Below are 26732 nucleotides of genomic sequence, written 5' to 3'. Positions count from 1 at the left end.
AGCGCCACCGGGCATTTTTGCGGCTCAGAAGTGAACCACTACCTCATTCCCCTCTGCTTTCACCACCACGCCCCACTCGCTGCCTGCGTGTGAACCGCCTTTCACGCCGCTCACCTTCTGCACGTTGCGCAAGCAGACCGACCAGTTCCGCGCGTCGCCCGCGCCGGTAAAGGTCACGGTATCGCCCTGACGAGATGCCTTCAGCGTAAATACTACAGAACCGTCCGCCGCAGGCACCTCGCTCACCGCCGTGGTGCCATCATCCAGGTTAAACAGCTGGAAAGCCGTCCCCTCGTTCCACGCGTAGTCCGGTTTTTGTTTATTGTTGCCCAGCGCCAGCAGCGTGTTGTCGCGCACGTAAACCGGCAGGCTCATGAAATCATGCTGCTGCTTATGCCAGCGGCTGCCCTGGATTTCATCGTTGTGCCACAGGTGCGTCCAGCGTCCTTCCGGCAGGTAGAACTGCACGTCACCCACCTCGGAGAAGACGGGCGCGACCATCACCGAATCCCCCAGCATGTACTGGCGGTCGAGGTAATCGCACGCCGGATCGTCCGGGAACTCCAGCATCATCGCCCGCAGCATCGGCGTGCCGAACTCGCGGGCCAGCGCCGCCTGACGATACAGGTACGGCATCAGCTGGCATTTCACCTCGGTGAAGTGGCGTACCACGTCGCAGGATTCGTCATCGTACGCCCATGGCACCCGGTAGGATTTGCTGCCGTGCAGGCGGCTGTGGCTGGAGAAGAGACCAAACGCGCACCAGCGCTTGTAGACGTGCGCCGGGGCGGTGTTTTCGAACCCGCCGATATCGTGGCTCCAGAACCCGAAGCCGGACAGACCAATCGACAGCCCGCCGCGCAGGCTTTCGGCCATCGATTCATAGTTGGCATAGCAGTCGCCGCCCCAGTGAACCGGGAACTGCTGCGCTCCGACGGACGCGGAGCGGGCAAACAGCACCGCCTCTTCCTCGCCCACCGTCTCTTTCAGCACGTTCCACACCAGCTCGTTATAGATGAAGGCGTAGTGGTTGTGCATTTTCTGCGGATCGGCCCCGTCAAACCACTGCACGTCCGTCGGAATACGCTCGCCGAAGTCGGTCTTGAAGCAGTCGACGCCGATATCCACCAGGCCTTTCAGCTTGTCGGCATACCACCGGCACGCATCCGGGTTAGTGAAGTCATAAATCGCCAGCCCCGGCTGCCATTTGTCCCATTGCCACACGCTGCCGTCCGGGCGATTGAGCAGGTAGCCCTTCTCTTTCAGCTCCTGGAATACCGGTGACTTCTGGCCGATGTAGGGGTTGATCCACACGCAGACCTTCAGCCCTTTTTCTTTCAGACGGCGGATCATCCCTTCCGGGTCCGGGAAGGTCACCGGGTCCCACTCAAAATCACACCACTGGAAGGCCTTCATCCAGAAGCAGTCGAAGTGGAAGACGTGCAGCGGCAGGTCGCGCTCGGCCATGCCGTCGATAAAGCTGTTTACCGTCGCTTCGTCGTAGTTGGTGGTGAACGAGGTGGTCAGCCACAGGCCGAACGACCACGCCGGCGGCAGTGCCGGACGCCCGGTGAAGCGGGTATAGCGGTTCAGCACCTCTTTCGGCGTCGGGCCGTCGATCACGAAGTACTCCAGGAATTCCCCTTCGACGCTGAACTGCACTTTGGAGACTTTCTCCGAGCCAATTTCGAAGGAGACGTTTTCCGGATGATTGACCAGCACGCCGTAGCCGCGGTTGGTCAGATAAAACGGGATATTTTTGTAGGACTGGTCGGTGCTGGTGCCGCCGTCGCAGTTCCAGGTATCGACCCGCTGACCGTTGCGCACCAGGGCGGTAAAGCGCTCACCCAGACCGTAGACCGTTTCCCCCACGCCCAGATCCAGGCGTTCAAACAGGTAATTGCGGTCGGTAGTGTCGTCCTGCACGTAGCCGTTGTTTTTCAGCTGGCTGCCGGTGATGCGCTGCCCGTCGCACAGGAAATCCAGCGCCCAGAACTCGCCTTTGGTGACGCGCACGCTGACGTTGCCGCTTTTCAGCTCGGCAAACTCCGCGTTGTTTACCGTCTCGACCTTCACATCCTTCAGCACGTTGAGCGGATAGTGCGGGCCTTTATCCTGCGCGCCCTGGAAGTGCTCGATGCGCACCCCGACAATCCCTTCCTGCGGTGCGAAAAGCCGGACGGTGAACATCAACGTATCGAGCTGCCACGCGCGTTCCCGAACGTCGCGCGGCGCCACGTAGACCACCAGGTCGTTGCCCTGCTGCTCCACGTCGAACACCTGCACCGGATACGTCACGTTCAGCCCCGGTTGAATAAGCCAGTTTCCATCACTGATTTTCATACTTTCGTCCTCCTGGTTCTGTAATCCTTTGCTGGTCGTCAGGCGCCTGCCGTGTGGCGATGAGGGCACTGAGACCGGTTACAGAGGTTTTAAACCATTGTTCCAGGGGCGAGTATTGCGTTTTCTGGTTAGCAAATTACGTTTCTTGTTTTTTGTGATCGGGATAAATGTTGGCAGCACGCAGGGCTAACATGAGGATTTTCTTAAGAATTAACTGAAAGGGGGCCATTCAGGTCAAAAGAGAGGTGAAAAAAGTGTGTCGGGGTATGTGGTAAATGCCTGAAAGTAGCTATAATGCGCCCCGCCTCCATGTAGCAATGCAGGCGCGGAAGATCGTCATCTCCGGTGAGGTGGCTGGACTTCAAATCCAGTTGGGGACGCCAGCGTTCCCGGGCAGGTTCGACTCCTGTGATCTTCCGCCAAAATAAACCTTCTCACGCTAATAAACATCGTCTATTATTCTCTTAAATTAATTTTTTAGCGTAAGAGAATAAAAAATGAATTTAGCTCTAGCTATCGCTACTGTCTTTGCTACCCTTTTTAGCCCATTAATAGCTGTTAGAGTACAAAAATACTTAGAGAAGAAATCAGAAAAACAAACAATAAAAGTTAAAATATTCTCTCAGCTTATGGCTACTCGGGCTATTTCATCTCGTTTACTCCCTGAACATGTTCAAGCATTAAATATGATTGACTTAGCCTTTTATGGAGATATAAAACGCGGGAAAGTAAAGCGTTCCGATTCAGAAAAAAAAGTCACATTAGCTTGGAAGGAATATTTCGCTCACCTTTGCTCAACTGTACCCCTAACGCAATCTGGGGTTGAATTATGGAATCAAAAAAGCAATCAACTTTTTTTGAGCTTGCTTTATGAGATGGCAAATGATATTGGATATGACTTTGACAAGGTCCATTTGGAAAACGCCATATATTCTCCCACTGCGCATGGTGATATGAATCTTGATCAAATTAAAATAAGAAAAGGTTTAGCTTCTCTCCTTTCAGGAGATAATCCAATTAAGGTTGAATTAACTAGCAAACAAGATAAGAATAAAAAATAAATATCATCCTCCTGAAAATGGCTTATGTCCTAAACGAATTAGTTCTTGACGTCCTAGAGTTTTAAGCCAATTCCCCAAACTCATCCCTTCAGCCTTCGCAGCTTCCTCAAACTGCGCCTTCAATTCCGGCGTAATGCGAATCTGAAAAGTCGGTGCTTTTCCGGATTTTGACTGATTAGGGTCACGTTTGGCTGTTGACATGTACGTACCTACAAGAGCAAGATATCATCATTCAGGTACGTACCTTAACACACGTGTATCTGAGAATGAAACGCCCTCGCCAGGTACTCGCAATACCGGACGAGAGCTAACCTCACCAACTATCAAGGAGTTGATTATGGCTGATTCGCATTCTACCCCAGACACCGACCAATCCGGAACCGAGCGTTCGTTAATTGTGGGATACCGCCCGAATGTTTTCGACAAATCCACGCCGAAAATCATCCTTTCCGGCAAGTGGCTGCGCGCGGCGGGCTTTGATACCGGACAGCAGATCACAATAAAAGTCATGAAAGGATGCATCGTTTTGGTGGCGTATAACGAGCAGGAGCAGAGGTTGCAGGATGATTATAAACGGACGAAAGCAAAGCTCGTTGAGATAGAGAACGCGCTTGCAGCGATCCAAATTCCGCATGCTGGAAAGCGCCTCGCAAAATCAAATACAAACCACCTGGCTTAGCGGCTGTTTCTGGCATACTACGAACTTACCGACATCAGCCTTATGAGGTGGGGGCAGCATGACATATGAAGAATTAATCAATTCACCAGCCGGTGAGTTCGTCATGTTTGCTAGCAAAGATGGGAAAGCTCGCATTGAATGCCGCTTCGAAAGCGATACTTTGTGGCTCTCACAGGCTACGATTTGTGAGTTATACGGCAAAGCCAAAGCAACGATCAGTGGGCATATCAAGAATATTTTTGATGAGGGTGAACTGGTCGATAATTCAGTTGTTCGGTTTTACCGAACAACTGCCAGCGATGGTAAAGTATATAACGTTCAATGTTTTAGTCTGCCCGTCATTCTCGCCATCGGCTATCGTCGGTTTATTAAAATGGGATAAGCAGACTAATCGATAATTACGGTACATGTCCGTTATTTTATGACATTCACCATTTTAATACTTGATACTATTTTTTAGTTATTATTATTCTTGCGATGGAAGAGCAACTATAAATCAATTTTATGTTTTTTTAACATCAATTCACGCCACATATATCTCGCAACGATCATTTTCTTTTTAACCAGCCAAAGTTTTTCAGCATTTCCATTTTGAAACATAAGTCACAATTTAAATAATTAATGAAGAGTAGTTTCCCTCAGTCTATAAAAGGAGATTGAGATGGCTATACCTGTTTACTTATGGCTTGAGGATGATGCAGGCCGGAGAATTAAAGGTTCTGTCGAAGTAAAAAATCGTGAAGGTTCAATTGAAGTGATTGAGTTGATGCACTCTGTTGAACAACCTATCGATAAGTTTTTTGGGAAAATCACAGCAAAACGCATTTGTAGTACCTATGCATTCATGAAAGAGATTGATTCATCATCCTCTTATCTATACAAAGCCTTGACCACTGGACAAACGCTAAAAAAAGCAGAATTTATATTCTACAGGATCAACTATAACGGGCTAGAGGAGGCTTACTTTAAGACTACATTAGAAAATGCAAGAGTAGTACAAATTGAACCTATCATGTTTGATATTAAACACCCACAGAATGAACATTATACACACCATGAATATGTTGATCTGACATACGAAAAAATAACATGGCACTATATTGATGGAAACATCATTCATGCTGACACATGGAAAGAACGCGCTTAAGGAGAAAGTATGTCCTGGGAATATGATGTAAAAGAGCACAAATTTTACCTGGATGGTGTATATCAGTTTGATGCGGATTATGCAGGAGCAAGTGGTTATAAAAACGATCCTTCGCAAGAATGTGTAAAAAACAGCGGACCTCTTCCCAGAGGAACCTACACAATCGGTTCACCCCATAATTCAGCGCATACTGGAAAATATACTCTCAGCCTTACGCCTTACTCGACAAATGATATGTGCGGTAGGGATGCTTTTAAGATTCATGGTAAAAGCAGTTTGCACCCTGATGATTCTTCAGAGGGCTGCATCATTGCCCCTCTAAGTGCCAGGAGGAGTATCTGGAAAAGCAACGATACGGTACTTATTGTCAAATGAAGCGTTTATTTTGTTTATTGCCATTACTCGTTGCAGCCAGTACGCATGTCTTAGCAACTGAAATGACCGGCTTTGCTACCCAGTATTACGACGAAGACGGAACGCTGGCAGAAATTTCAACGACAATGTCCCTCTCCCCCACCATCGTAATCGGAAAGAAAACCGTTCAGATGGAGGTTACTCCTCTGGCAGATATCTCCGGCACAGCAGTTCAGAAAGGCAGTTCCGCACGCTGGGTCTGCCTTCATGACGACGATGGAACGAATTACTGGTTCATTTCTGATAACGAAATGGGTGCAGGATTGCTAACTGCGCTCGCTATAGCCCAGGATGGCATCCATAGCGAGTGTGCGAAAACAACGGAGCATGTCAAAGTCTCAGTGGCTCATCTTCCATTGTTAAATGCGACGTATGGGAACTTAGTCGAATTGTTCGGTAAGAAAGAGATCGCCAAAAACAACGCGATGCTTTTTTATCAGGAGACGCCAGTACAGAATGGATTCACCCAGAGTAATACTGTCTCTTATTACTTCGATGGCGAAAAAGTGCGTGGCGTCATCATCGGGCAAATTACCAGTAACTAGCTTGCAGGCTTCCTCTTCGCAGGAAGAGGGAGTGAAGGCTATTCAACTAACCGCATATGCAACAGCGGAAACGGATTTCCCTGCCCGTCCACTTCCGAGCGTCCGATCTGCTCAAACCCCATATGGCGATAAAATGCCACGCCCTGCGGGTTCTGCTCATTCACATCCACTTCGTTTACGCCAAACTCTGCGATGGCATATTTCAGCAGTAATTTCCCGATGCCCTTTCCCCGGCTCGCGTCATCAACAAACAGCATTTCAATGCGGTTTTCATCCACGCCTAAAAAACCGTGAATAACGCCTGCGTCATCGCGGGCCATCACGACGGTGAGGTTTGGCAGATACGCGTTGAGCAATAGCGGACGCAGCGCCGCAATATCGCTTTCCTGTAAAAAGTGATGGGTGGCGCGAACGGAAGATTCCCAGATGGCGACCAGGCGCTCGAAATGTGAGGGGTGTGCGGTTTCTATTTTCATGGGGGGATCATGTTTGGAAAACCAAAATAATTCAAGTCACTCTGTGCGGCCTGTTCCCACTCACTCTAATCCTTTCCCTCAAGGGAGAGGAAACCGACCGAGCTACGCTTTAATCTCCATCACCGCGTACACCCCATCCTTCGGCACCACCACGGTGACGTTTTCAACCGGGACGCCCGCCGCGATGTGGATATCCTGCAGCTGCTGTAACGACCGCGGGTGAATATCCTCCCAGCCAATACCGCGCAGCACAAAGTCAATCTGCGGGCTGCTGGTCAGCATGTTCGACACAATCACCGCCCCGCCGGGCTTTACCAGCCGCAGCACGCGCTGGAGGAAAATCACCGCATCGGTATCGTTGAAGTATTCGAAAATTCCCAGCGCGTCGACCAGTTCGGCCTGATGCTCGCCCAGCTCCAGCAGTAAATCTTCGTTACGCACCAGCGTATGGACCAGGTTGCGCCGGAGCAGGGTCAGCTGTTCGCCCACCACAATGCCCTCCTGCGCCGCCATAGTTTCGGCCCAGCTGAGCGCCACGGGGTCTTTATCCACCAGCGTCAGATATACCTGCTGGCCGTCGAGCTTTGCTTCGCGCAGCGCCTCCAGCACCGGAATGGCGGCCCCGCTCGCCAGGCTGACCCAGTTGTTCTCGCTTTCATTATGAATGTACTTATCCACCAGCGCGGCCAGCACCCGGGCGCGGGAGCGTACGCCTACCGCATCGTTAGCGTGGATAAACCACTGGCGGCTGTCGCTGTCCATTTTGGTTCCGTCGGGCAGGCGGTCTTCCAGCGGATTTTGCACCACAAACAGCGCCAGCGCGGAGGGCACCAGCCGGGTTCGCCACGCGGTAAGCGCCGGACGGTTGCGAAAAGCCTGTTCGGAATAGCGGTTCTGTGGGACAAGCACGGCCTGTCCCCCCTCTTCGTATTCAACAAGCGGAGGCCGGAGCGCAGGCTCGGCTTTCAGCGCCCGGTCAAGGGTGGCGATTTCACGGGCAGCATCGTCTTTCATCGGCCACTGGTCGCTGATGTCGGGAAATGACGCACTGAAAATCGTCATATTTTCCGGTGCATCGCCGCGAAAAGGCTGCCAGTTCATGTCGTCTTCCCTCCGTTGGGCTTTTAACGGAAGTCTATCCAGGCGAGCCAGTAATACCCTACGAAGAAAGCACGAAATCGGGGCATTAGCTCTGAGACGTGCGCCATGCCCCAGGCGTACAGCCGTATTCGGTCTGGAAGTGACGGATAAAGTGCGCGCAGTCGCTAAAGCCCATCCGCCGCGCAATGTCCGTGACGCTTTGCTGCGAGTTCTTCAGCAGCCAGCAGGCGTAGCGCAGCCTGGCGCTGCGGATGAATTCCCGCGCCGTTTTGCCAAACTCGGCGTGAAACAGGCGGTTAAGCTGACGCTCGCTGAGCGCCACTTCACTCGCCAGCCCGGCGGTGCTGAGCGGGCGTGTCAGATACTGCTCGATCATCATGACCGCACGGCGCAGGCGTGAGTCCGGGATCAGGGCAATGTTGGCAGGCCGGGGCGTGGCCGTCTCATGCGCCGTCAGGGACAGGCGCTGGCAGGCGCTATGGGCGATCTCATTGCCGGCGTGGGCGCGGATAAGCTCTGTCGCGAGGGTGATGGTTGAAATCCCGCCGGGGCAGGTCAGGACATCCCCCTCGTCAATAAAATCATAGCCTTGTTCGGCGTATACCTGCGGGAAGGCGTGGCGGAATCGCTCAAGATGGAAAGGGTGGATCGATGCGCGCCGCTCGTTCAAAAACCCCTCCTGCGCCAGCACAAAACTGCCGGTGCCGATCCCAATCAGCGGGATATTCATATGGTGGGCATGGGCGAGGTATTCTCTGTCCCCGGGGTAACCCTGCGACAGGTACTCCAGCTCGCCGCCGATGGTCGCAATGTAGTTAAACGTCTCCGGCGGCACATACGCGGCATCGGGCCTGATGCTCACCCCGGAGCTGCTGGTGATGGGGTTATCAGGCTGCTCGCTGAGTAAACTGATTTTAAATGTTTTTTTCTTCTGGGCTTTGGTTGCATATCGCAACGCTTCCAGCAAGCCGGACAAGGCTAACAGTGAATATCGTGGCCACAGCAGTAACCCAACATGCAACTGCGTTTCCGACGCAGATATACCTCCACCGGAAGAGTCAAAGAGAGTTTTCATTTTCTTGCCAAATTTGAATTAGAACAGCATTATTGCAACGCGTGGCTGCTATTTATATTCCTAAGATAATCCTCAAGCTCTCAATCAAGCATAAATGAAAATGGCGGTTTTGATAAATGTTAACTAAATACGCTTATCCTTTTTTTGAACTTCGGCATACATATGTCGGTAATGTTCCTAACGTAAAAATATAGTTACCATTTTGTTGTTCATTAATCCGGAAATAAATACTTTTCCCAGGGTAAACGAAGAACTGCGGCTCATATTTTTCGAGCCAGTTATCGGTAACATTATCGTCCGGGAATTTCATATGCCGCACGGAAGTCAGTAAAAAGACATTATCCTTGCGCTCCACCCGGAAGAATATTTTCCGGTCGATAATTTTTGTCGGGTCGCTATCAACGCTGGCATTCATACTGAGCGTCCCGCTGTTGCCGTCAAAGATGTAATTCAGCCACAGAGAGAGTTTCTCTTCGGGATGATGCTGTACCAGATTCGCCTGACACGAAAAAGGCTGCACGTAATACCGGTGCCACAGGTAATAACCCGAAAGCATTACTCCCAACAGCAGGCATGCGGTGAACAAATACAGCAGCTGACGAAAACGGGTCATGCTAGCGCTCCTCAATAAAATAGTCAGAGATGCAGCGATTCGGCTCCTTCATCGATCTGTCACACCGAATCACGGACGCACGCGGCAGCAGGGGGTACCAGCTGATATACACCCACGGATAGCTCGTGCACGCGTCCTTAAACTGCGTCACATACGTCAGGGCTTTCGACCGCTCATTCTGGGTCTGAATATCCTGAGCAAGATAGACATGACACGCCCCGACCATGGCAGCAAACCGATAATCATCGATAAAGCGATTTTCACGCGCGCTGCTGTGACCCACGATACCAGCTCCAACCAGCACCAGCAGGGCGATCAGGATACCGGTCAGCCACCGGGAGCGATGCACGGACGCGCCGGTTACGGCTACCGGTTCCGCCAACAACGGTGGCGGCACGGCAGGCGTGGTCATGACGCGTGGCTCAGGCGCCTCTTCCTCTGGTAGCTCCGTTGGGCGAGGATGGGCGTCTTTAATCACGATTTGCGTATCGCTCGCCAGCGTTAACCCAATGCGCGGAATAGTGACGATGGGGTCAACCTCAAAGCCAATCTTTTTCAGCCCTTTTCGCAGAATAGAGATGTTTTGATAATAAGTATTTGGCGAGACCAGCATACCGCGGCGCTGCCAGACAATATCCAGAAATTCCTGTTGCGTGACAATGGTCCCGGCTCTTTCTATTAATAACAACAGACATCGGCCTGCCGGGGAATTTAAAACCACAACCCGATCGGGACTGGCGATATCCCTCAGCGTACTGGCCGCGGGATGAAACTCAACTCTATTATTTATGATGTAATGCTTATGCATAGCGTTGGTGAGTGTTCTCCGTTCAATTGCGCCGTTCTTCACGACGACATATCAGTACACCGGCGAATGTTGAATACGTTCGCCACATAACTTAAGGATTAATGTGGCTGATAAAGCTTATGCTGTATATATCAGCAATTGGCGAAAAATCTTATTTTCCTCTCTTCTCTCTGTCGCTTCACTGAAGCGTGAGACGCGTTAAACGCCGCTCTGGCGCGCTCTGGCTGGGCCCGACATTCTATCACTGAAGTTTTCTGAAGTGATGAATAAACAAGGCGGCAGAGAAGGAGTAGTCCGTCATGCTTGACACTGACAAAACCATACAAAACACGCAATTGAACACCTTGGACATGGACGTCTGAAATATACAGAGCGCTTAACGCTTAAGTTTTCTTAACCTCCTTTAAAATCAATAGATAACGCTATTTTTAGCAATATTCACCCCGCGGTATCATCAGTATAAATCGATGATAACACTCGGAAATTGTTATCCTCCGTAAGCACTTCAGCACCCGCACTGACACCAACAGACACTTCCCTTACACAACATTTAACAAAGCCAGATATTAATAAAAAAAAGTGGTTATGATTATTTACAGGCAATAACGAGGAGAAACATTAACAGGATGTCCGATCATCAGCGGTATCAGAATCGATAATTAATACAAGTTAAGATTAATTCAGATTACCTCTTTTATGGCCGGCGTATAGTAGGCCTACACCATGCATAGCGTGATTACTTCGAGAATACAGACCAACCTTAACCGTATCGGTTTGTCTTATTACTATTATAAATCGAGGGACTAACATGGCGAATAAGAATGAAACACAACAACATTTACGCATCGTGTTAATGGGTGGCGACCATTTTGCACGAAAGGGCATCATCACATTATTAAGGAGTATTACGCCAGAATCTCACATTGAAATTACAGTCGGGGATTTTCAGCAGCTTGATAACGTATTATCAACCACACCCATTGATATTCTCCTGTTATCAGGATCTGACAAATATCACACGGGATATGATTATCTTAATGGGCTAAAAAGAATAAAAGCGAAATATCCCGGCGTAATTGTTTGTATGTACTCCGCCCCTGCGCATTCATCGCAATGGATCAGAGGCGATATCGATGCCTATATCTCGCTGCATGAATCGGTTTATCACTGGCGGGCAAAATTATTAAAAATGGTCGATAGCCGTTATCGCCCAAAAATGAAACCAACGGCGTTATCGCTGACGCCCGGAGAGTGGAGGGTCTTAAAGGAAATCCGGAACGGACTGGATATGAGTTACATCGCAGAAATAGAGAAGCTTTCTTATCGCCGGGTTAGCGCTTTAAAAAGCTCCGCGATACGAAAACTCGGGCTCAGGAATAAGACAGATTTGCTGGTCTTTTTAACCAGTTAGACCTGCCGCTTTCAGAGCAAATCTCATCAATAACAACAAAGGAATTAAAAAATGAAAGCACACGTAAAACACAGCTCACTCCTGGCATTAAGCATTGCCGCTCTGCTGCCTGCCGGTTCCGCCATGGCGGCAACTACCAGCGGCGGTACGGTGAACTTCAGCGGCAAAGTCGTGACCTCCGCCTGCGCCATCAGCGCAGGAAGCGCCAACATTGACGTTGATATGGGCGAAGTGCGTACCGCAACGCTGGCGGCCGCAGGGAGTGAAGCCAGCACGGCAAAAGCGTTTGCCATCACCCTGGAAGATTGCGAAATCGCCGATACCTCAGCCTCAACGGATGAGAACCCGATTGCCGCAACAACCGTGGCCGTCACCTTCACCGGTACGCCGGACACCTCCGATGCCAATAGCCTGGCCGTTGGGGCAAACGGCAGCGCCAGTTCCGCGCAGCATGTGGCGATTCGCCTTTATGACGAACAGGGCAAGGTAGTGAAGCTGGGTGAACCTGCTGCGGCCATCCCTCTGCGTAAAGGCGCCAACACCCTGAACTTCAGCGCGAAATATTACTCGCCGCAGGGCGGTGCCACCGCGGGTGATGCCAGCGCTGTCGCGACCTACACCGTTACCTATTCGTAATTTTCAGGCTCGGTCTGCTGGCCGGGCCTGGCTCAGCTTTGAGGAGCGTCACTATGCGCGTAAACACCTGGATTTGCCTGGCTGCCACAGTATGTTCAACCGCCGCGTATGCCGGCGGCGTGGGGTTGGGCGCAACGCGAATGGTCTACTCCAGCGCCACCACCCAGTCCATGCTGCAGGTCAGGAACACACATCCCGATGCCACGTTCCTGATCCAGTCATGGGTGGAAAACGAGAAAGGACAGAAAACCAACGATTTCGTGATTACACCACCGCTGTTCGTCATGAAACCCGCCAGCGAAAGTGCGGTGAAAATCATGTTTAACGGTAAGGCCCTGCCGGAAGATCGCGAAACGCTCTACTGGATGACGGTCAAAGCCATCCCGCAGCAGACCAAAAGCGGTTCAGGCAATTCGCTGCAGTTTGCGTCAGCAAACCGCATCAAGGTCTTTTATCGCCCGCAGAGCCTCGGACAAGGCGCAGGCGAGGCATGGAAAAGCCTTTCTGGCGCCTATCGCGCCGGGAAAGTCACGCTCACGAACCCAACGCCGTACTACCTCACCACTATCAACGTGAAAATTGATGGTATGCCGGTACAGCCGGTAATGGTACCGCCGAAATCCAGCCTGACGCTGGCCGAAACCTTCAGCCATGCAAGCAGCATGAGCTATCAGACCATTAACGATTTTGGGGCATGGACCCCCGCCACGCGCGCGTCGTTATCCCAATAATAAAAACAGTAAGGCGTGACCACGTGAAAAGAAAAATCCTGTGCGCCACGGTGATCTCCCTGGTGATTCGGCAAGCCGTAGCGGCCGAAAGCGAACTGCAATTTAACCCCGCGTTTCTCAACGGCGAGAGCGCAAACAGCGCCGATCTCGCCTGGGTTAACGCCGGGAGCGCGCTGCCGCCAGGAGACTACAACCTCAACGTGTATATCAATAACAACTACGCGTTCACCGGGAATGTCACGTTCCGCATTGCTGAAAATACGGCGGGAGAAGCCCTGCCGTGCCTCACACCTGAACAAATCGCCGCGCTGGGCATCGATAGCAAGCAGGCAAAAGGCGGCGCACTGCCGCTGGCGCAGCGCTGCGTCTTCCTGACACAGGCATTTGCCGATGCCCGGTTTGATTTTGACCAGCAGACGCTCACCCTGAACTTCACCGTGCCGCAAAGTGCGATGCGCAATTTACCGCGCGGGTACGTCAGCCCGGAAAGCTGGGAGGCAGGCATTCCTGCCGCGTGGCTGAATTATGTGGTGAATGGTTCGAACAATGAATATCAGGGCGAGACGCGCACGCGCGATCGGCAGCTGTTTGCAAGCCTGAACAGCGCCATCAACCTCGGCGCGTGGCGGCTGCGTGATTTCACCACGTGGACCAAAGACAACAACGAGCTCACTCACGTGCAAACCTGGCTGCAGAGGGATATCCCCGGCCTGAATGCCCAGGCGTACGCCGGTGAAACCTATACCTCGGCACAGGTCTTTGACTCCGTGGGCCTGCGCGGTATTGCCCTGAAAACCGATGACAACATGCTGCCTGCCAGCCTGAGTGGCTACGCGCCGGAAGTCCGCGGCATCGCGCGCAGCAACGCCACAGTGACGGTTCGCCAGAACGGCAACATCATCTATCAAACCTCCGTTCCGCCGGGGGCGTTTGTGCTGAAAGATCTCTACCCGACATCGTCAGGTGGCGATCTCGCGGTCACCATTCAGGAGAACGACGGCAGCCAGACGCAATACACGCTTCCCTTTGCCAGCGTGCCGAACCTGGTGCGTAACGGGCAGGTGAAATATGCCTTCGGTGCCGGGACCTATCGCCCGATGGGGGATCAGGCGTCACCCTCTTTCGCACAGGGCGAGCTGTTCTACGGCTGGCGCTATGGCCTGACGTTTTACGGCGGGGCGCAGTTTGCCGATCGCTATAACGGTCTGGCGTTCGGGGTTGGGCAAAACCTTGGCCGCTTTGGTGCCTACTCCATTGACCTGACCCACGCCCGCAGCCGGCTGGCGGACGATCGGCAATACACAGGCGATTCCGTGCGACTGCGCTACAGCAAGCTGCTGAACGACACCGGTACGCGGGTAAACTTCTTCTCGCTGCGCTACTCCACGGAGGGGTTTTATACCCTCAGCGATACCACGTACAAAGGGATGGCGGGCGGGTCACCAAAGCAGATTGTGGAAGACGATGGCACCGTCACCACCCATTACGACACCGTGTACAACCTGCGGATGTCGCGTAAAGCCAAGAACCAGCTGCTGCTGTCGCAGCCGATGGGGCAATACGGCTCGCTGTCACTGTCGTGGGATCAGCAAACCTACTGGAACACGTCAAACACCACGCAAAGCCTGCAGTTCGCGTGGAACGCCACGTTTCGTAACGTGTCGCTTGGCGTCAGCGTTCAGCGCAGCGCCAGCCTGTATGACAACAAGAAAGAGAACCTTCTGGCGCTCTCCCTGTCGGTGCCGTTTGGTAACCCGCAGCTCGCCACGCGCGCCCGGTTTACAACCACCCATGCGGATTCTACCGGCACCACCGCCAGCACCGGCGTGAGCGGATATCTGCCGGGCCAGGAGAACCTGTTTTATAGCGTTAACCAGCGCTACAGCAAGCAGCAACAGTACGGCGGTGATGTCGCCCTGCAGTACGAAGGTGCGCGCGGAGACTATAACCTCGGCTACAGCTACACCCGGGATTCCCAAAACCTCAGCTACGGGATGAGCGGCGGCGCGGTGCTGCATGAAGATGGCCTGACGCTAAGCCAGCCGCTCGGCAATACCAATATTCTGGTTAAAGCTCCCGGGGCCAGCAACGTTTCCGTGCTTAATCATAAGGGCATCAAAACTGACAGCCGGGGATACGCGGTGATCCCCTACGCCACGCCGTATCGCGTCAATCAGGTTGCGCTGGACGTCACCACGGCGGGCAACGACGTGGAGCTCGAGAATGCCATCGTCAACAAAACGCCCACCGACGGCGCCCTGGCTCGTGCCACCATCGTCACGCGTCAGGGGGCAAAAGCGATGTTTATCGTGCGTCACGGCAACGACGTGCTCCCCTTCGGCACGCTGGTCTCACTCAGTGATGACAAAACCAGCGGCATCGTTGGCGACGGCGGCAGTCTGTATCTGTCCGGCTTGCCCGTTAAGGGTATGTTGAGCGCAGTGTGGGGCCGCAACAGAGACCAGCGCTGCACCATTAACTATGCGTTAAATAAGCAAAATTATAATGCCCGCACCGGCCTTTATTCACAGGAGGTGGTATGTCAGTAACGCTCCGGATGACCAGCATCGTCCTGCTGCTGTTTTTTACTCTCCCCGTTCGCGGCTATGACGTGCTGGTTTCCGTCACCGGGAATTTGATCGGCAACACCTGTGTTGTCGCCGCGGACTCCAAAGAGCAAGAGGTACCGCTGGGGACCATTGGGATGAAACAGTTCGCCCGCGCAGGGGCGGTAAGCAATATCAAAACGCCCTTCACGATCAGGCTTGAAGCCTGCGGGCCGACCTTTGCCGGGGTAAAAATCCGCTTCAGCGGCACGCCGGACAATGACGACCCGCAGCTGGTTAAAATTGCCGACGGCGGCGCAACCGGCGTGGCGGTGCAGATCCTCGATAAAGACAGCGTGCTGCTCCCACTGAACACGCAAACCACCGCCTGGGGCACACCGGGCGATGACAGCGTAGAGATGACCTTCTATGCCCGACTGGCCGCCACGGGCGCGCCCGTCAATGCCGGAGACGTCTCTGCTTTCGCGACCTGGACTACGGAGTATCAATGATGCGTTTAGTGTTTTTTATCACCGGATTACTGCTCTGCGCCAGCGTACAGGCGATGGAGTGGAAATCGGATATTACCCTTTCCCCTCAGCCGATGACCTACAACGGGCCAGCGGATTCGGTGGTGCCGGGCAACATAATCGGATCGACCTGGAGCGCCACCGCCAGCGTGCAGCAGGTGTTTTGGTGCGGGCTTGTTTTTACCTGCTCCAAAGGCACGCTGGAGCCGAGCAGCAGCGCCATCTCGAGCGGGATGACGGTCACCGTCGACGGGGTTAACTACACCATTTTTGAAACTGGGGTCCCAGGCGTGGGTTATATCATCGGGCTGAAGGATTTTAACGGCTCCGCCTGGATACCGCTGCAGAGCGGTATTACGCAAAGCTACCCGGCGGACGGGACCAATGGCTACGCCACCGATCTGGGCTGGTCCGCCAAGGTGACCTTTATTAAGACCGGCACGGCGCTGAAATCAGGGGTTTACCAGATCCCCACCATCAACGCCGCGGTCCTGACCGCATATAACAACGAGGTCAAAACGGCAAAAGTGATCATTAACCCCACCGCCATTACCGTGACGGCGAGCGGCTGTACGGTGGGAACAAAAAGCGCGAATGTCGATCTGGGCACGATTGATATCCGCACCTTGACCACCGTGGGCAGCACGTCACCTTCCGGGTCGTTTAACGTCAGCCTGACCTGCGACGCGAACGTGGCGGTTAACGCGGTGATGACCGATCAGACCACGCCGTCGAATACCTCGTCGGTGGTGACACTGACCGGCGACTCCACGGCGTCCGGCGTTGGGGTGCAGTTTTTCTACAACGGCACCGGCCCGCTGATGATGGGGCCAGACAGCTCGGCGGCGGGCACAACGAACCAGTTCTTTATCCAGAGCACCACCGCGGCACAAACCCTGTCGCTGCCGTTCCAGGCGCAGTACATCCGAACCGGCGAACTGGTCCCCGGTTCGGCCAATGCCCTGGCAAGCATTACGTTTTCCTACCAGTAGGGGTTAGTGCTTCACCCACACCAGCTGGTCAACCCGGAAGCCCAGACTGCGCGCGGTGTTCAGGTAATCCTGCTTCACCGCCTCAGGAAGGGTTGGCGTGCGCGACAGGATCCACAGATAATCACGGTTCGGGCCGCTCACCAGCGCGTACTGGTACTTATCGTCGAGCTTGATCACGTTATAGCCGCCGTAGAACGGGCCGAAGAACGACACCTTCAGCGCGGCCGTGGTCGGTTCGCCGGTAAAATACGCTTTGCCTTCGCTCTCACTCCACTTGTTCTTCACCGGGTCGTACCCCCGATTCAGCACGCTAATGCCACCGTCGCTGCGTTTACCGTAGGTGGCGGTTACCTGCTCCAGCCCGCGTTCAAAGCGGTTTTCCAGACGGGCGACTTCATACCATTTGCCGAGATAGCGGCTGGCGTCAAAACCGGAAATCGGCTGCACGCCTTTCGGCGGCGTGGGGGATTTGCAGGCAACCAGGGTCAGGGCAATGGCAACACCGGTCACAACAGGCCATAGCTTCATGAGAATTCCTTTCATTTGCACGGTTGGATGTTAAGTGTAGTGCACCGTTTCGGTGCTTCATCCCGTTCGGGAGAATTCGTAGTATATTGAGAGTATTCCTCCACTCTGGACACGGACATGGCTTACTCCATCGGCGAATTCGCCAGACTCAGCGGCATCACCGCCACCACCCTACGGGCGTGGCAGCGTCGCTATGGTTTACTCAAGCCACAGCGCACGGAAGGCGGCCACCGCCAGTACAGCGATGAAGACGTCCAGCAGGCGCTAAAAATCCTCGACTGGGTAAAAAAAGGCGTCCCGATCGGCCAGGTCAAACCGCTGCTGGAACGCCCCACGCCGGGCCGGACCAACAACTGGCAAACCCTGCAACAGAACATGCTGCAACGCCTGCAGGACGGCAAAGTCGAGTCCCTGCGCCAGATGATTTACGACGCCGGACGCGAATACCCAAGGCCGGAGCTGGTCGCGAACGTGCTGCGCCCGGTGCGCAGCCAGGTTTCAGCTAACGTCGCCGCCGCCATGACCCTGCGCGCGATCCTCGACGGCATCATCATCGCCTACACCTCGTTTTGCCTTGAGGGTGATAAAAAAGCGCCGGGCGATAATATTCTGCTCAGCGGCTGGCACCTGAACGACCCGTGCGAGATCTGGCTCGAAGCCTTAACGCGCACCGGGCAGGGCCACCGGATCGACATCCTGCCGGTTCCGCCTGATGCGCTGGCACCGGAAATTTTCCCGGAGCGTAAATGGCTTCTGGTTACCAGCGGCAAACTCACCGCCGGGCGGAAAAAGCAGCTGGAGCAGTGGCAGCAGCAGGTATCGCTTGAAGTGATTATCCTCTGATAATTTTCTCCTGCGGGAATCTTCACGAAAAGTTGAATATTTTCCCGCGCCGCAGATGCTAACGTTTTCCTGTGACGAATAACTCCACAGGAAAACACCATGAAAAAAACTGCCCCTCTGTTGATCCTGGCCGCGATGGCCTTTACCCCTGCTGCCTTTAGCGCCCCTGCCGGCACGCTGAGCGTACACATTCTCGACCAGCAAACCGGGATGCCACCGTCAGACGTTACCGTTACGCTGGAGAAGCAGCAGCAGGACAAATGGACCCCGATTGCCAGCGGCAAAACCGACCATGACGGACGTATCAAATCGCTCTATCCGCAGGATCAGGACATGCAGCCTGGCGTGTATAAAGTGACGTTCAAAACCGCAGATTACTTCCACACCAAAAAGCTGGACTCCTTCTTCCCGGAAGTCCCGGTGCTGTTCACCGTGACCCGCACCAACGAGAAACTGCACATTCCACTTCTGCTGAGCCAGTACGGTTACTCGACCTACAAAGGCAGCTAAACAGCATTGATTATTAAAGAGTATAAAAAATAATTCCGCCAATACTTGGACAAAATAGTCATATTGTGTAAGTTTTAAGTATGAGAACTGGAGGTACACACCATGACAACGAAACCTGTACTGGGTATTAGCGGATGTTTGACCGGATCCGCCGTTCGCTTTGACGGCGGACACAAGCGTATGGGCTTTGTCATGGACGAGCTGGCCCAGTGGGTGAATTTCAGGCCCGTTTGCCCGGAAATGGCGATTGGCCTGCCAACGCCCCGGCCAGCATTGCGCCTCACGGTAACCACCCGCGGTGAATTCGAAATGCGCTTTAGCAAGCCGCCTCACGACGATGTCACGCAAAAAATGGCCGACTTTACGACGGAATACCTGCCGAAAATCGGCGATCTCGCGGGCTTTATCGTTTGTGCGAAATCCCCAAGCTGCGGCATGGAACGCGTGCGGCTGTATGATGAAAACGGCAACCAGGGCCGCAAGGAGGGTGTCGGGCTGTTCACCGCCGCGCTCCTTGAAACCCGGCCGTGGCTACCCGTGGAAGAAGATGGTCGTCTGCACGATCCGGTGCTGCGGGAGAACTTCATTGAACGCGTCTTCGCCCTCCACGAACTGAACACGCTGCGCGCCAACGGCATGACGCGCCGCGCGCTGCTGGATTTCCACAGCCGCTATAAACTCCAGCTGCTGGCGCACCATCAGGCGGGCTACCGCGAAATCGGCCCGTTCGTCGCCTCGCTGCACGAGTGGGAAGACCTGGACGCCTTCTTTGTGGCGTACCGCGATAAGCTGATGGCCATCCTGAAGAAACCCGCTTCGCGGAAAAACCACACCAATGTGCTGATGCATATTCAGGGCTATTTCCGTAACCAGCTCAACAGCCGCCAGCGCGGCGAATTGCGCGACGTGATCCTGCACTACCGCGACGGGCTGCTGCCCATCCTCGCGCCGATCACGCTGCTGAAGCATTATCTGGCCGAATACCCTGACCGGTATCTGATGACGCAAAACTACTTTGATCCCTATCCTGATGATTTGGGTCTGCGTCTGGCTGTTAAGTGATCATAAAAATGCGAAGGCCCATTGACCCTTAGAGGCCCAAAGCAGTACCCCGTTTAGACGACACCCTCACTGTCGTCTCTTTTTTGCATTTTATCTAAAAGGCTGTGATTATATACAGGCTTATTCTGCAGAAAGGGGCCTGCCTGTGATTAACACCCTGCACATCCAAAACTACCGCTCCATCCGCGAGATGTCGCTGGAGCTGGAGCAGCTCAACATCGTCTTCGGGCCGAACGGTACCGGGAAATCGAATATCTACAAGGCGATACACCTGATGCACAGCGCCGCGCAGGGGCAATTTTCCCAGGCGCTGGCGAACGAAGGCGGCATTCTGAAGGTGTTCTGGGCAGGCAAAACCCGCAGCGACCAGCTCAGGCGGATGAACCTGGCGGTGGAAACAGAGACCTACGAATACGAGCTGCAGGTCGGGTTTGTGGAGAAGCTGCCCTATCCCTCGCAGTTTCAGCTCGACCCGGTTATCAAAGAGGAGTCCATCTGGCTGAGCGGCCAGCACCGTCGACCTTCGTCACAGCTGATGAAGCGTAAAAATCAGGCGGTGTTTCTGAATAACGTGCATCACGAGAAAGTGACCCACAGCGGCACGCTGTATGAGAATGAATCGGTATTCGGACAGCTCGGCGAACCGCACCTTTACCCGGAAGTGTCGCAGATGCGCGAGTCCCTGCGTAACTGGCGATTTTATCATGAGTTTTCCGTCTCATCCGGCTCGGCGATGCGCGCCCCGCAGGTCGGCTTCCGCTCCCCGGTACTGGCCAGCGACGGCGCCAACCTGGCGGCGGCGTTTCAGACCATCGTGGAGATTGGCGACGAGCTGCTGCTGATGCGCATCCTCGACCAGGCCTTCCCCGGCTGCGTGTTTTACAGCGACAACACCGGCGGACGTTTCCGCATGATGATGCAGCGCGAGGGGCTGAGCAGGCCGCTGGAACCGGCGGAGTTCTCCGACGGCACCCTGCGCTTTCTGTGCCTGGCGGTGGCGCTGTTAAGCCCGCGCCCACCAGCGTTTATCGCATTGAACGAACCGGAAAACAGCCTGCACCCGCAGATGCTGCCCGCACTGGCGAGCTTAATCGCCGAGGCCAGCCGCTACTCGCAGATCTGGCTCACCAGCCACTCGCCGGAGCTGGCGAAGCTGATTGAGAAGCAGAGGTCGTTCTCGCTGTACCAGCTGTCGATGGTGGAGGGGGAGACGAGGGTGGAGAGGCTGGGTTAGCGCCTTTCATTCCCCACTTTTAAAATCACGTTTCAGGACGGGTCTTGTAGGAGTGAATGCGATGTCATCTCTATCTTTACCTACTTTAACTACTGAGACATATCATGAAACGACTCCTTACCGTATCCCTGTTTGCCCTGTCTGTTTCCGCCTTTGCGGAATCGACCCCGCATTGGGCGTATGAAGGTAAAGGTGGCCCTGACAACTGGGGGAAACTCAGTGACACGTTTGCCACCTGCAAGACCGGTAAATACCAGTCCCCTATTGATATCCGTCATCCCTTTGACGCCACGCTGCCACCGTTGACGCTGGATTTCCATACCGCAGCCGAAAAACTGGTTAACAACGGCCACACTCTTCTGGTCACCGCTGGAGATGAAGATGAATTCCGTCTGGATGACACCACTTTCATCCTGCGCCAGTACCATTTCCATACCCCGAGCGAGAACCGGATTAACGGTAAATCCTTCCCGCTTGAGGCACACTTTGTCCATGCCAGCGAAAACGGTGACATCGCGGTGCTTGCCGTCATGTTTGAGACTGGACCGGAGAACTCCGCGCTGACCCCGTTGCTGGAACGTCTTCCGAAAGAAAAGAACCGCGAGGTCTCGATCGACAAACGCTTCAATCTGCGTCCGTTGTTTCCGGACGATCTTCACTACTATCGCTTCAGTGGTTCACTAACTACCCCACCCTGCACCGAAGGGCTGCGCTGGATAGTGATGAAAAATACCGTCACGCTGTCAGAAAAACAGCTGGAGACATTTAAGCAGGCGCTTGAACACAGCAATAACCGCCCGCTACAGCCGCTGAATGGTCGGGTTATCGTTCAGTAACACAAAAATCCCGCCGTACTGGCGGGATAATTACAGAATACTTTCTTCAGTCATGTACGTTAGGCACGTTCAGTTCGCAATACAATTTTCAATTTATGGTTGCCAGTTTATGCTGGCAGGATAATCTGTAAACGTTGGTTATCAGATGAGAAAATTAAAATGGATATTGCACTTTTCCCTGGTCAGAACGCCCGTGCATGGGCTGAAACAATGATAAACCTTGAAGCACGGAAGCTTATCAATACTGCGAATATTGTCGGAGGGCAACATCTCAGCGACGGACTCGCACGGATTAAATTTATGGATGATATTCGGCAGTTTGTGATGCAACAATTTAGCGCTACCCGGGCGGCCAGAAGTCATGAGGAGTGCATGGAATGCCTGAAAAACATCCGGGCTGAGAACGAAAGTCTTCTTGATCAAAGCAGAATGCTGCGCTCACGTACAGCTCAGCTTTTTGCTCAGATTGAACTGGTTAAAGAAAATAACAAAGTCGTCGGTTACGTTATCTCGTCGATTAAGGTTGTACTTTCAGGGTTACAGATTGTTGCAGGTGTTGGTGCAATGATGACAATGAATCCAGTGGGTGCGCTTGCAGGAGCGATTCTGGTTATGGATGGTGCAAATGCCATTTCAAAAGAAATTAACAGAACGCTTCAACATCAACCAAATTCTGAAGGTATGTTGGCAGATGGCGTCATGGATATCGCTCAGTTTATGGGATTTAAACGTGAATCAGCACTGGGAGTATTCAACAGCGTAAGCCTGGCAGCAAGCGTCTATACGGTATTTGGCGCCATCCGAAAACCCGAATCATGGCGTCTGTTTCGCTATCTCCCGCTGGATTTCTACCGCAAGGTCGACGGAATGAATCGCGCAGCGCTCACTATGAAAATTGTAGGCTGGGGTGTCTCTGCAAAAGTCTCGTTTGATTTAATTTCTAATGCGTCTGGCCAGAACTAATGTATTTCTTTCTGTAGCGCCAGGCTTTGTAAGTAATGACCGGGGGTTGAAAAAACCAGACAATCACCAACACTATGAAAAGAGAAATGCCCCCGGAAACAAGATTGTAATGTTCAGCGAAAAAAAGAAGCGCCAGGAAAATCAGAGCCACAGCCGCAGTAATACACAGAACCATGATAAATCGCTTACCTAACTCAAGCACGACCTCGAGCAAGGATGAACCATAACGACTGATGTTTCGGTTCAGATACGCTAACTCTTTTACGGTGAAACCTGATTCAAGTAACTGCGTTTCAATATTGTTCATGCCACTACCTTTTCTTCTGGAAAGTAACGTGGAATATCTTAACCGGAAGAGATGCGTCTTGTAACCCGTCTGATACATCAGCATTAAACAGCAAAAAAACAGGATCACGCTAAAAAGACACTGGCGCCAAAATAGAAAACAATAGATTACGGTGTTTAAAGCGCTCTCGTTAGGATCGCTCGTAACCGTCAGCCAGAAGATGCCGCCCACGCCTTTTTATTCCATCGAGACAGAATTATAAAGACGGCTGAACACGGAACGTCTTTCGCCACTCCGCCGGGCTGACCCCAAAACGCGCCTTAAACTGCTGTCGCCAGGTAACAGCGGAATTAAACCCCACCAGCTCGGCCACGCTTTCAACGGGCATATTTCCGGCTTCAAGCAAGAGCTGGCTGCGCCGCAGGCGTTCGGCGGTAAGCCAGTCGGCAACGCTCATCCCGGTGGCTTTAACGAAGTGACGGGTCAGCGTGCGGCGGCTCATTGAGACCACCTCCGCCAGCGAGTCTAGGCTATGCGGTTCGGTGATGTGCTGCTGAAGATAGTCGATCAGGCAGTTAATCCGTCCGTCCCGGGTATCTTTCGGCACCGGCTGGGCAATGAATTGCGCCTGCCCGCCCTCGCGGTGGGGTGGAACAATCATCCGGCGGGCAATCTGGTTTGCGACCACGCTGCCAAAGCGCTGGCGAATGATATACAGGCAGCAGTCCAGCGCGGCGGCAGTGCCTGCGGAAGTGATGATATTGCCGTCATCCACGTAGAGGGCGTTGATATCCAGCCGGACGTTCGGGAAGAGCGACTGAAACTGGCGTTCGAACTCCCAGTGGGTGGCCGCACGTTTGCCGTCGAGGATCCCCGCATAGGCCAGCACAAACGACCCAAGACACAGCCCGACGATCTCCGCGCCGCTGTCTCTTGCCTGTACCAGGCTGTCGAGCAGCGTCTGAGGCGGGCGTTCAAGGACGTGTTGCCAGTAGGGAACGACGACAATATCGGCCAGCCCAATGGCGGAGTAGTCCTCCGTAGCGTTGAGGGCAAATCCGTCTTTTGACGTGAGAAAACCTGGCGTTTCGGCGCAGATAGTGACGTTAAAGCGCTTTTCGCCGGAGACCGAATCGCCAAACAGAATGCAGGGAACAGAGTAGTGAAACGGGCTGAACCCGTCCACCGCGACAATTGCGACGTTGATTAGCGACATCTGCCTCTCCCTTCCCTTTAACACACTCAGAATATAACGGTTTCACCGTCCTGGGGAATGCTCACCGCGTCACTCACCTGGTTGGCTTCAACGTACTCACGCAGCGCGCTGCGGGTCAACAGGCAGTGGTTGATGGCCTCCATATGGCTCGCCACGATTTTAGCCTGCGGCAGCAGGAAATGGACGTTGAGCACGTCTTCCTGACCCATAATAATTGGCCCAAAACCAATGACGTGGGCATAGCCGGCGTTCAGCACCACCACATCCGGCTGGTGCTTTTGCAGATCGGCTACCACCTCTTCGCGCCAGACGGTATCCCCTGCCAGATAGAGCGTCCTCTCATCAGGATGGCGCAGCACCACGCCGCAGGCCTCGCCCAGCCGCTCCGCCAGCTCAGGCACGGCGTAAGCGCGGTCGGTACCGTGCTGGCCGCCGTGGGTTTTCGCAATCTGAATGTCGCCGAAGGTAGTCGCATCGGTCATGACCGTCAGGTTGCTAAACCCCTGGCTGCGCAGCAGCGCGGCGTCGCTGTCGTTTTGCACGTAGATCGGTTTGTCTTTGGCGATCAGTTCCGCTGCGGTGCGATCCCAGTGATCGTCATGGGTATGGGTGACGATCACCGCGTCGGCGTCCAGCAGGGTGTTGACGTCTACGGGGAGCTCGACCAGCGGGTTGCGGAGGTCGGCATGCGCCGTACCGGGAAAACCTGGATAAGCGCCCTTCGGGGCGAGCATCGGGTCGATTAAAAGACGTTTTCCGGCGTAGGTAATCAGCTGGGTGGCGTTACGAATATGGGTGATGTTCATGGGCTATCCTCCGGTTGGTGTGATAAGGAGGATAGCCCGTTACCCGGCTTAACAATGTGGGTTAAAGGGCGATAACCGATGAAATCGGGTCAATCGATAAACCGCTTGCGCACTCGCTCCAGCGGCGCAATAAGCAGGTTGATGAGCGGCTTACGATCGATAACGATATCGGCATTAACCGTCATCCCGCCCATCAGCAGACGCTTTTTCTTGTCCGGGTCGGTAAACCAGGAAGGAACCTGCACTTTGGCAAGGTAGTAGTTCTGCCCCTCCTGCAGCGGGATGAGCGCCGAATGGGCATCGATATTCACTTCATAGAAATCAGACAGGGTTGCCTCCACCGAGCCATATTTATCCACCGGCCAGGAGTCAAAGCGCAGCTTCACTTTATCCCCTTTCGCCACCCGGCCCACCCCCGTGGCAGGCACATAGAGATACCCCTCCATCGAGGCGGCAGTATTTTTACGGATCACCACCACCACTTCGCTGTTTTGCGTAATGGCCCGGCCCGGCGGGAAGTTGATCGCCACCACGTAGCCGTCGGCAGGAGCCAGCATCGCCATCGTTGAGCTGCCCCGGCTGGAGAGGTTGCGGTCGATTTCGCTGATCCGGTTTCTCACATACAGCTGTTCCTGGCTCAGGGAGTCGATTTGCGACTGGGTGCTGTCGGTGAGGCTGGTTTTGCGCGCCTCAAGGTCGAGAATACTGCTCTCTTCCAGGGTCAGATTAAGCTGGGCGTTAAGCACATCGTTGTGGCTTTTATCGAGATCCACCTTTGAAACATAGCCTTTACCGGATATCGCTTTCCACGCCTCATAGGTGTCGGTGCTGTTTTTGAGTAATGCACGCAGCTTTTTCACCTTATCACGGGAGACCACTATCTGCCGGTCGGCAATATCCAGCTGCTGCGCCAGGTTTTTACGGTACGCAGCGATAGAATCTTCGATGGTCTGCACGCGCTGCTCGCTGCGCTTTTTCTCTGCTTCCATCTGCTCGCGGTCGAACTGCACAACCGACCCCTGTTTGCCGCCGTAGTCCTGCGAAACGGTAAAAAGCGGGTCATTCTCTTTCACGTACTGGCCCGGACGCACCGCAAAATCAACGATGGTGCCAGACTCTCTGGCACGGACTTCCACATCGCCCTGGGCCGGGATCAGCACGCCGCGCGCCAGCGTGGTCTCCGAAAAATTAAAGACGATAGAAAAGACCAGCAGGCAGAGGAAAAAGGAGATAAACAGCGTCAGCACGCTTTTCAGCCGCGGGGCGTTGATCTCGTAGCTCTTTGAAAAATGGTGCGGGATTAGCGCCCGACGTTGTCGGTTTCGGTTTTTTAATTTCAC

The 26732-nt window shown here is 53.7% G+C and carries 29 protein-coding genes, 1 tRNA gene and 1 pseudogene; 19 read left to right on the top strand and 12 right to left on the bottom strand.

Annotation, left to right across the window (positions count from 1 at the left end; all coding sequences use genetic code 11):
- Positions 1–24 precede the first annotated feature (24 nt).
- Entirely contained in the window at positions 25–2343 is a 2319-nt protein-coding gene (yicI, locus tag PYW49_RS19770) for an alpha-xylosidase (RefSeq protein ID WP_320387305.1), read from the bottom strand.
- Positions 2344–2670: 327 nt separating this feature from the next.
- Here yicI and PYW49_RS19765 point away from each other — a divergent pair.
- Positions 2671–2765, top strand: a tRNA-Sec gene (locus tag PYW49_RS19765).
- Positions 2766–2840: 75 nt separating this feature from the next.
- On the top strand, positions 2841–3404 hold the full coding sequence (locus PYW49_RS19760) for a DUF6680 family protein (protein ID WP_320387304.1): 564 nt from the start codon (positions 2841–2843) through the stop codon (positions 3402–3404).
- A gap of 3 nt (positions 3405–3407) precedes the next feature.
- On the opposite strand, the gene PYW49_RS19755 is transcribed toward PYW49_RS19760, so the two are convergent.
- Positions 3408–3605, bottom strand: coding sequence for a toxin-antitoxin system HicB family antitoxin (locus PYW49_RS19755; protein WP_320387303.1), 198 nt, complete (start codon positions 3603–3605; stop codon positions 3408–3410).
- 136 nt (positions 3606–3741) lie between these two features.
- On the opposite strand from PYW49_RS19755, the gene PYW49_RS19750 reads away from it, so the two are divergent.
- The 5 genes and pseudogenes from PYW49_RS19750 (at position 3742) to PYW49_RS19730 (ending at position 6189) form a co-directional block, all read left to right on the top strand.
- Positions 3742–4083 (top strand): SymE family type I addiction module toxin, encoded by a 342-nt coding sequence (locus tag PYW49_RS19750; RefSeq protein ID WP_320387302.1) that lies wholly within the window; start codon positions 3742–3744, stop codon positions 4081–4083.
- 58 nt (positions 4084–4141) lie between these two features.
- Positions 4142–4444: pseudogene (locus PYW49_RS19745) on the top strand (hydroxyacid dehydrogenase); the annotation flags it as partial.
- Positions 4445–4744: 300 nt separating this feature from the next.
- A complete protein-coding gene (locus PYW49_RS19740) occupies positions 4745–5230 on the top strand; it encodes an Hcp family type VI secretion system effector (protein ID WP_320387301.1) in 486 nt (161 codons plus the stop codon).
- 9 nt (positions 5231–5239) lie between these two features.
- Positions 5240–5605 carry a tlde1 domain-containing protein gene (locus PYW49_RS19735; RefSeq protein WP_008500111.1) on the top strand — a complete coding sequence of 122 codons (366 nt, stop codon included), beginning with the start codon at positions 5240–5242 and terminating at the stop codon, positions 5603–5605.
- Positions 5602–6189 (top strand): hypothetical protein, encoded by a 588-nt coding sequence (locus PYW49_RS19730; RefSeq protein ID WP_320387300.1) that lies wholly within the window; start codon positions 5602–5604, stop codon positions 6187–6189. The genes PYW49_RS19735 and PYW49_RS19730 overlap by 4 nt, the downstream gene beginning before the upstream one ends.
- Positions 6190–6227: 38 nt before the next feature.
- Here PYW49_RS19730 and PYW49_RS19725 read toward each other — a convergent pair whose 3' ends face one another.
- The 5 genes from PYW49_RS19725 to PYW49_RS19705 form a co-directional block, all read right to left on the bottom strand.
- Positions 6228–6665: an acetyltransferase gene (locus tag PYW49_RS19725; RefSeq protein ID WP_320387299.1), complete on the bottom strand. Its 438-nt coding sequence runs from the start codon at positions 6663–6665 to the stop codon at positions 6228–6230.
- A 102-nt stretch (positions 6666–6767) separates the two neighbouring features.
- Positions 6768–7766, bottom strand: coding sequence for a class I SAM-dependent methyltransferase (locus PYW49_RS19720; RefSeq protein ID WP_320387298.1), 999 nt, complete (start codon positions 7764–7766; stop codon positions 6768–6770).
- A gap of 85 nt (positions 7767–7851) precedes the next feature.
- On the bottom strand, positions 7852–8733 hold the full coding sequence (locus tag PYW49_RS19715) for a GlxA family transcriptional regulator (RefSeq protein ID WP_320387384.1): 882 nt from the start codon (positions 8731–8733) through the stop codon (positions 7852–7854).
- A 241-nt stretch (positions 8734–8974) separates the two neighbouring features.
- A complete protein-coding gene (locus PYW49_RS19710) occupies positions 8975–9454 on the bottom strand; it encodes a hypothetical protein (protein WP_134348323.1) in 480 nt (159 codons plus the stop codon).
- A gap of 1 nt (position 9455) precedes the next feature.
- Positions 9456–10262 carry a winged helix-turn-helix domain-containing protein gene (locus tag PYW49_RS19705; protein WP_320387297.1) on the bottom strand — a complete coding sequence of 269 codons (807 nt, stop codon included), beginning with the start codon at positions 10260–10262 and terminating at the stop codon, positions 9456–9458.
- A gap of 808 nt (positions 10263–11070) precedes the next feature.
- On the opposite strand from PYW49_RS19705, the gene PYW49_RS19700 reads away from it, so the two are divergent.
- Genes PYW49_RS19700 through PYW49_RS19675 form a run of 6 tightly spaced genes read left to right on the top strand, consistent with a single transcriptional unit; the run spans position 11071 to position 17108 of the window.
- Positions 11071–11673: a LuxR C-terminal-related transcriptional regulator gene (locus PYW49_RS19700; RefSeq protein ID WP_320387296.1), complete on the top strand. Its 603-nt coding sequence runs from the start codon at positions 11071–11073 to the stop codon at positions 11671–11673.
- Positions 11674–11724: 51 nt separating this feature from the next.
- Positions 11725–12309 (top strand): fimbrial protein, encoded by a 585-nt coding sequence (locus PYW49_RS19695; RefSeq protein ID WP_320387295.1) that lies wholly within the window; start codon positions 11725–11727, stop codon positions 12307–12309.
- A gap of 53 nt (positions 12310–12362) precedes the next feature.
- Positions 12363–13040 carry a fimbrial biogenesis chaperone gene (locus PYW49_RS19690; RefSeq protein ID WP_134348319.1) on the top strand — a complete coding sequence of 226 codons (678 nt, stop codon included), beginning with the start codon at positions 12363–12365 and terminating at the stop codon, positions 13038–13040.
- 23 nt (positions 13041–13063) lie between these two features.
- Positions 13064–15589, top strand: coding sequence for a fimbria/pilus outer membrane usher protein (locus PYW49_RS19685; RefSeq protein ID WP_320387294.1), 2526 nt, complete (start codon positions 13064–13066; stop codon positions 15587–15589).
- On the top strand, positions 15580–16098 hold the full coding sequence (locus PYW49_RS19680) for a fimbrial protein (RefSeq protein ID WP_134348317.1): 519 nt from the start codon (positions 15580–15582) through the stop codon (positions 16096–16098). Before PYW49_RS19685 ends, PYW49_RS19680 begins: the two co-directional genes overlap by 10 nt.
- Entirely contained in the window at positions 16095–17108 is a 1014-nt protein-coding gene (locus tag PYW49_RS19675; protein WP_407057620.1) for a fimbrial protein, read from the top strand. Before PYW49_RS19680 ends, PYW49_RS19675 begins: the two co-directional genes overlap by 4 nt.
- Positions 17109–17111: 3 nt before the next feature.
- Here PYW49_RS19675 and PYW49_RS19670 read toward each other — a convergent pair whose 3' ends face one another.
- Positions 17112–17636 (bottom strand): lipocalin family protein, encoded by a 525-nt coding sequence (locus PYW49_RS19670; protein WP_134348316.1) that lies wholly within the window; start codon positions 17634–17636, stop codon positions 17112–17114.
- Between the two features lie 117 nt (positions 17637–17753).
- Between PYW49_RS19670 and PYW49_RS19665 the strand changes: the two genes are divergently transcribed.
- The 6 genes from PYW49_RS19665 to PYW49_RS19640 all read left to right on the top strand — a co-directional run bounded on the left by PYW49_RS19665 (position 17754) and on the right by PYW49_RS19640 (position 23084).
- A complete protein-coding gene (locus PYW49_RS19665) occupies positions 17754–18479 on the top strand; it encodes a MerR family transcriptional regulator (protein WP_320387293.1) in 726 nt (241 codons plus the stop codon).
- Positions 18480–18578: 99 nt separating this feature from the next.
- The gene (uraH, locus tag PYW49_RS19660) at positions 18579–18989 is read left to right on the top strand and encodes a hydroxyisourate hydrolase (protein WP_320387292.1); all 411 of its coding nucleotides are present in this window, start codon (positions 18579–18581) and stop codon (positions 18987–18989) included.
- Between the two features lie 102 nt (positions 18990–19091).
- Positions 19092–20051: a YbgA family protein gene (locus PYW49_RS19655; protein WP_320387291.1), complete on the top strand. Its 960-nt coding sequence runs from the start codon at positions 19092–19094 to the stop codon at positions 20049–20051.
- A gap of 145 nt (positions 20052–20196) precedes the next feature.
- On the top strand, positions 20197–21285 hold the full coding sequence (locus tag PYW49_RS19650; RefSeq protein ID WP_024906658.1) for an AAA family ATPase: 1089 nt from the start codon (positions 20197–20199) through the stop codon (positions 21283–21285).
- 104 nt (positions 21286–21389) lie between these two features.
- Entirely contained in the window at positions 21390–22121 is a 732-nt protein-coding gene (locus PYW49_RS19645) for a carbonic anhydrase (protein ID WP_320387290.1), read from the top strand.
- A 159-nt stretch (positions 22122–22280) separates the two neighbouring features.
- Entirely contained in the window at positions 22281–23084 is an 804-nt protein-coding gene (locus tag PYW49_RS19640) for a DUF4225 domain-containing protein (protein ID WP_320387289.1), read from the top strand.
- On the opposite strand, the gene PYW49_RS19635 is transcribed toward PYW49_RS19640, so the two are convergent.
- The 4 genes from PYW49_RS19635 to PYW49_RS19620 form a co-directional block, all read right to left on the bottom strand.
- Positions 23062–23391 carry a hypothetical protein gene (locus PYW49_RS19635; protein WP_095441453.1) on the bottom strand — a complete coding sequence of 110 codons (330 nt, stop codon included), beginning with the start codon at positions 23389–23391 and terminating at the stop codon, positions 23062–23064. The genes PYW49_RS19640 and PYW49_RS19635 overlap by 23 nt on opposite strands.
- Before the next feature lie 235 nt (positions 23392–23626).
- Positions 23627–24586, bottom strand: a complete 960-nt coding sequence (locus PYW49_RS19630; protein ID WP_320387288.1) for a GlxA family transcriptional regulator — start codon at positions 24584–24586, stop codon at positions 23627–23629.
- Between the two features lie 26 nt (positions 24587–24612).
- Positions 24613–25392, bottom strand: a complete 780-nt coding sequence (locus PYW49_RS19625; RefSeq protein WP_320387287.1) for an MBL fold metallo-hydrolase — start codon at positions 25390–25392, stop codon at positions 24613–24615.
- 89 nt (positions 25393–25481) lie between these two features.
- Positions 25482–26732 (bottom strand): HlyD family secretion protein, encoded by a 1251-nt coding sequence (locus PYW49_RS19620; protein WP_320387286.1) that lies wholly within the window; start codon positions 26730–26732, stop codon positions 25482–25484.

Source organism: Enterobacter chinensis (assembly GCF_034008295.1).
Lineage (GTDB): Bacteria > Pseudomonadota > Gammaproteobacteria > Enterobacterales > Enterobacteriaceae > Enterobacter > Enterobacter chinensis.
Note: the sequence above shows the minus strand (reverse complement) of the source record. Positions and strands in the feature narration are given on the sequence as shown.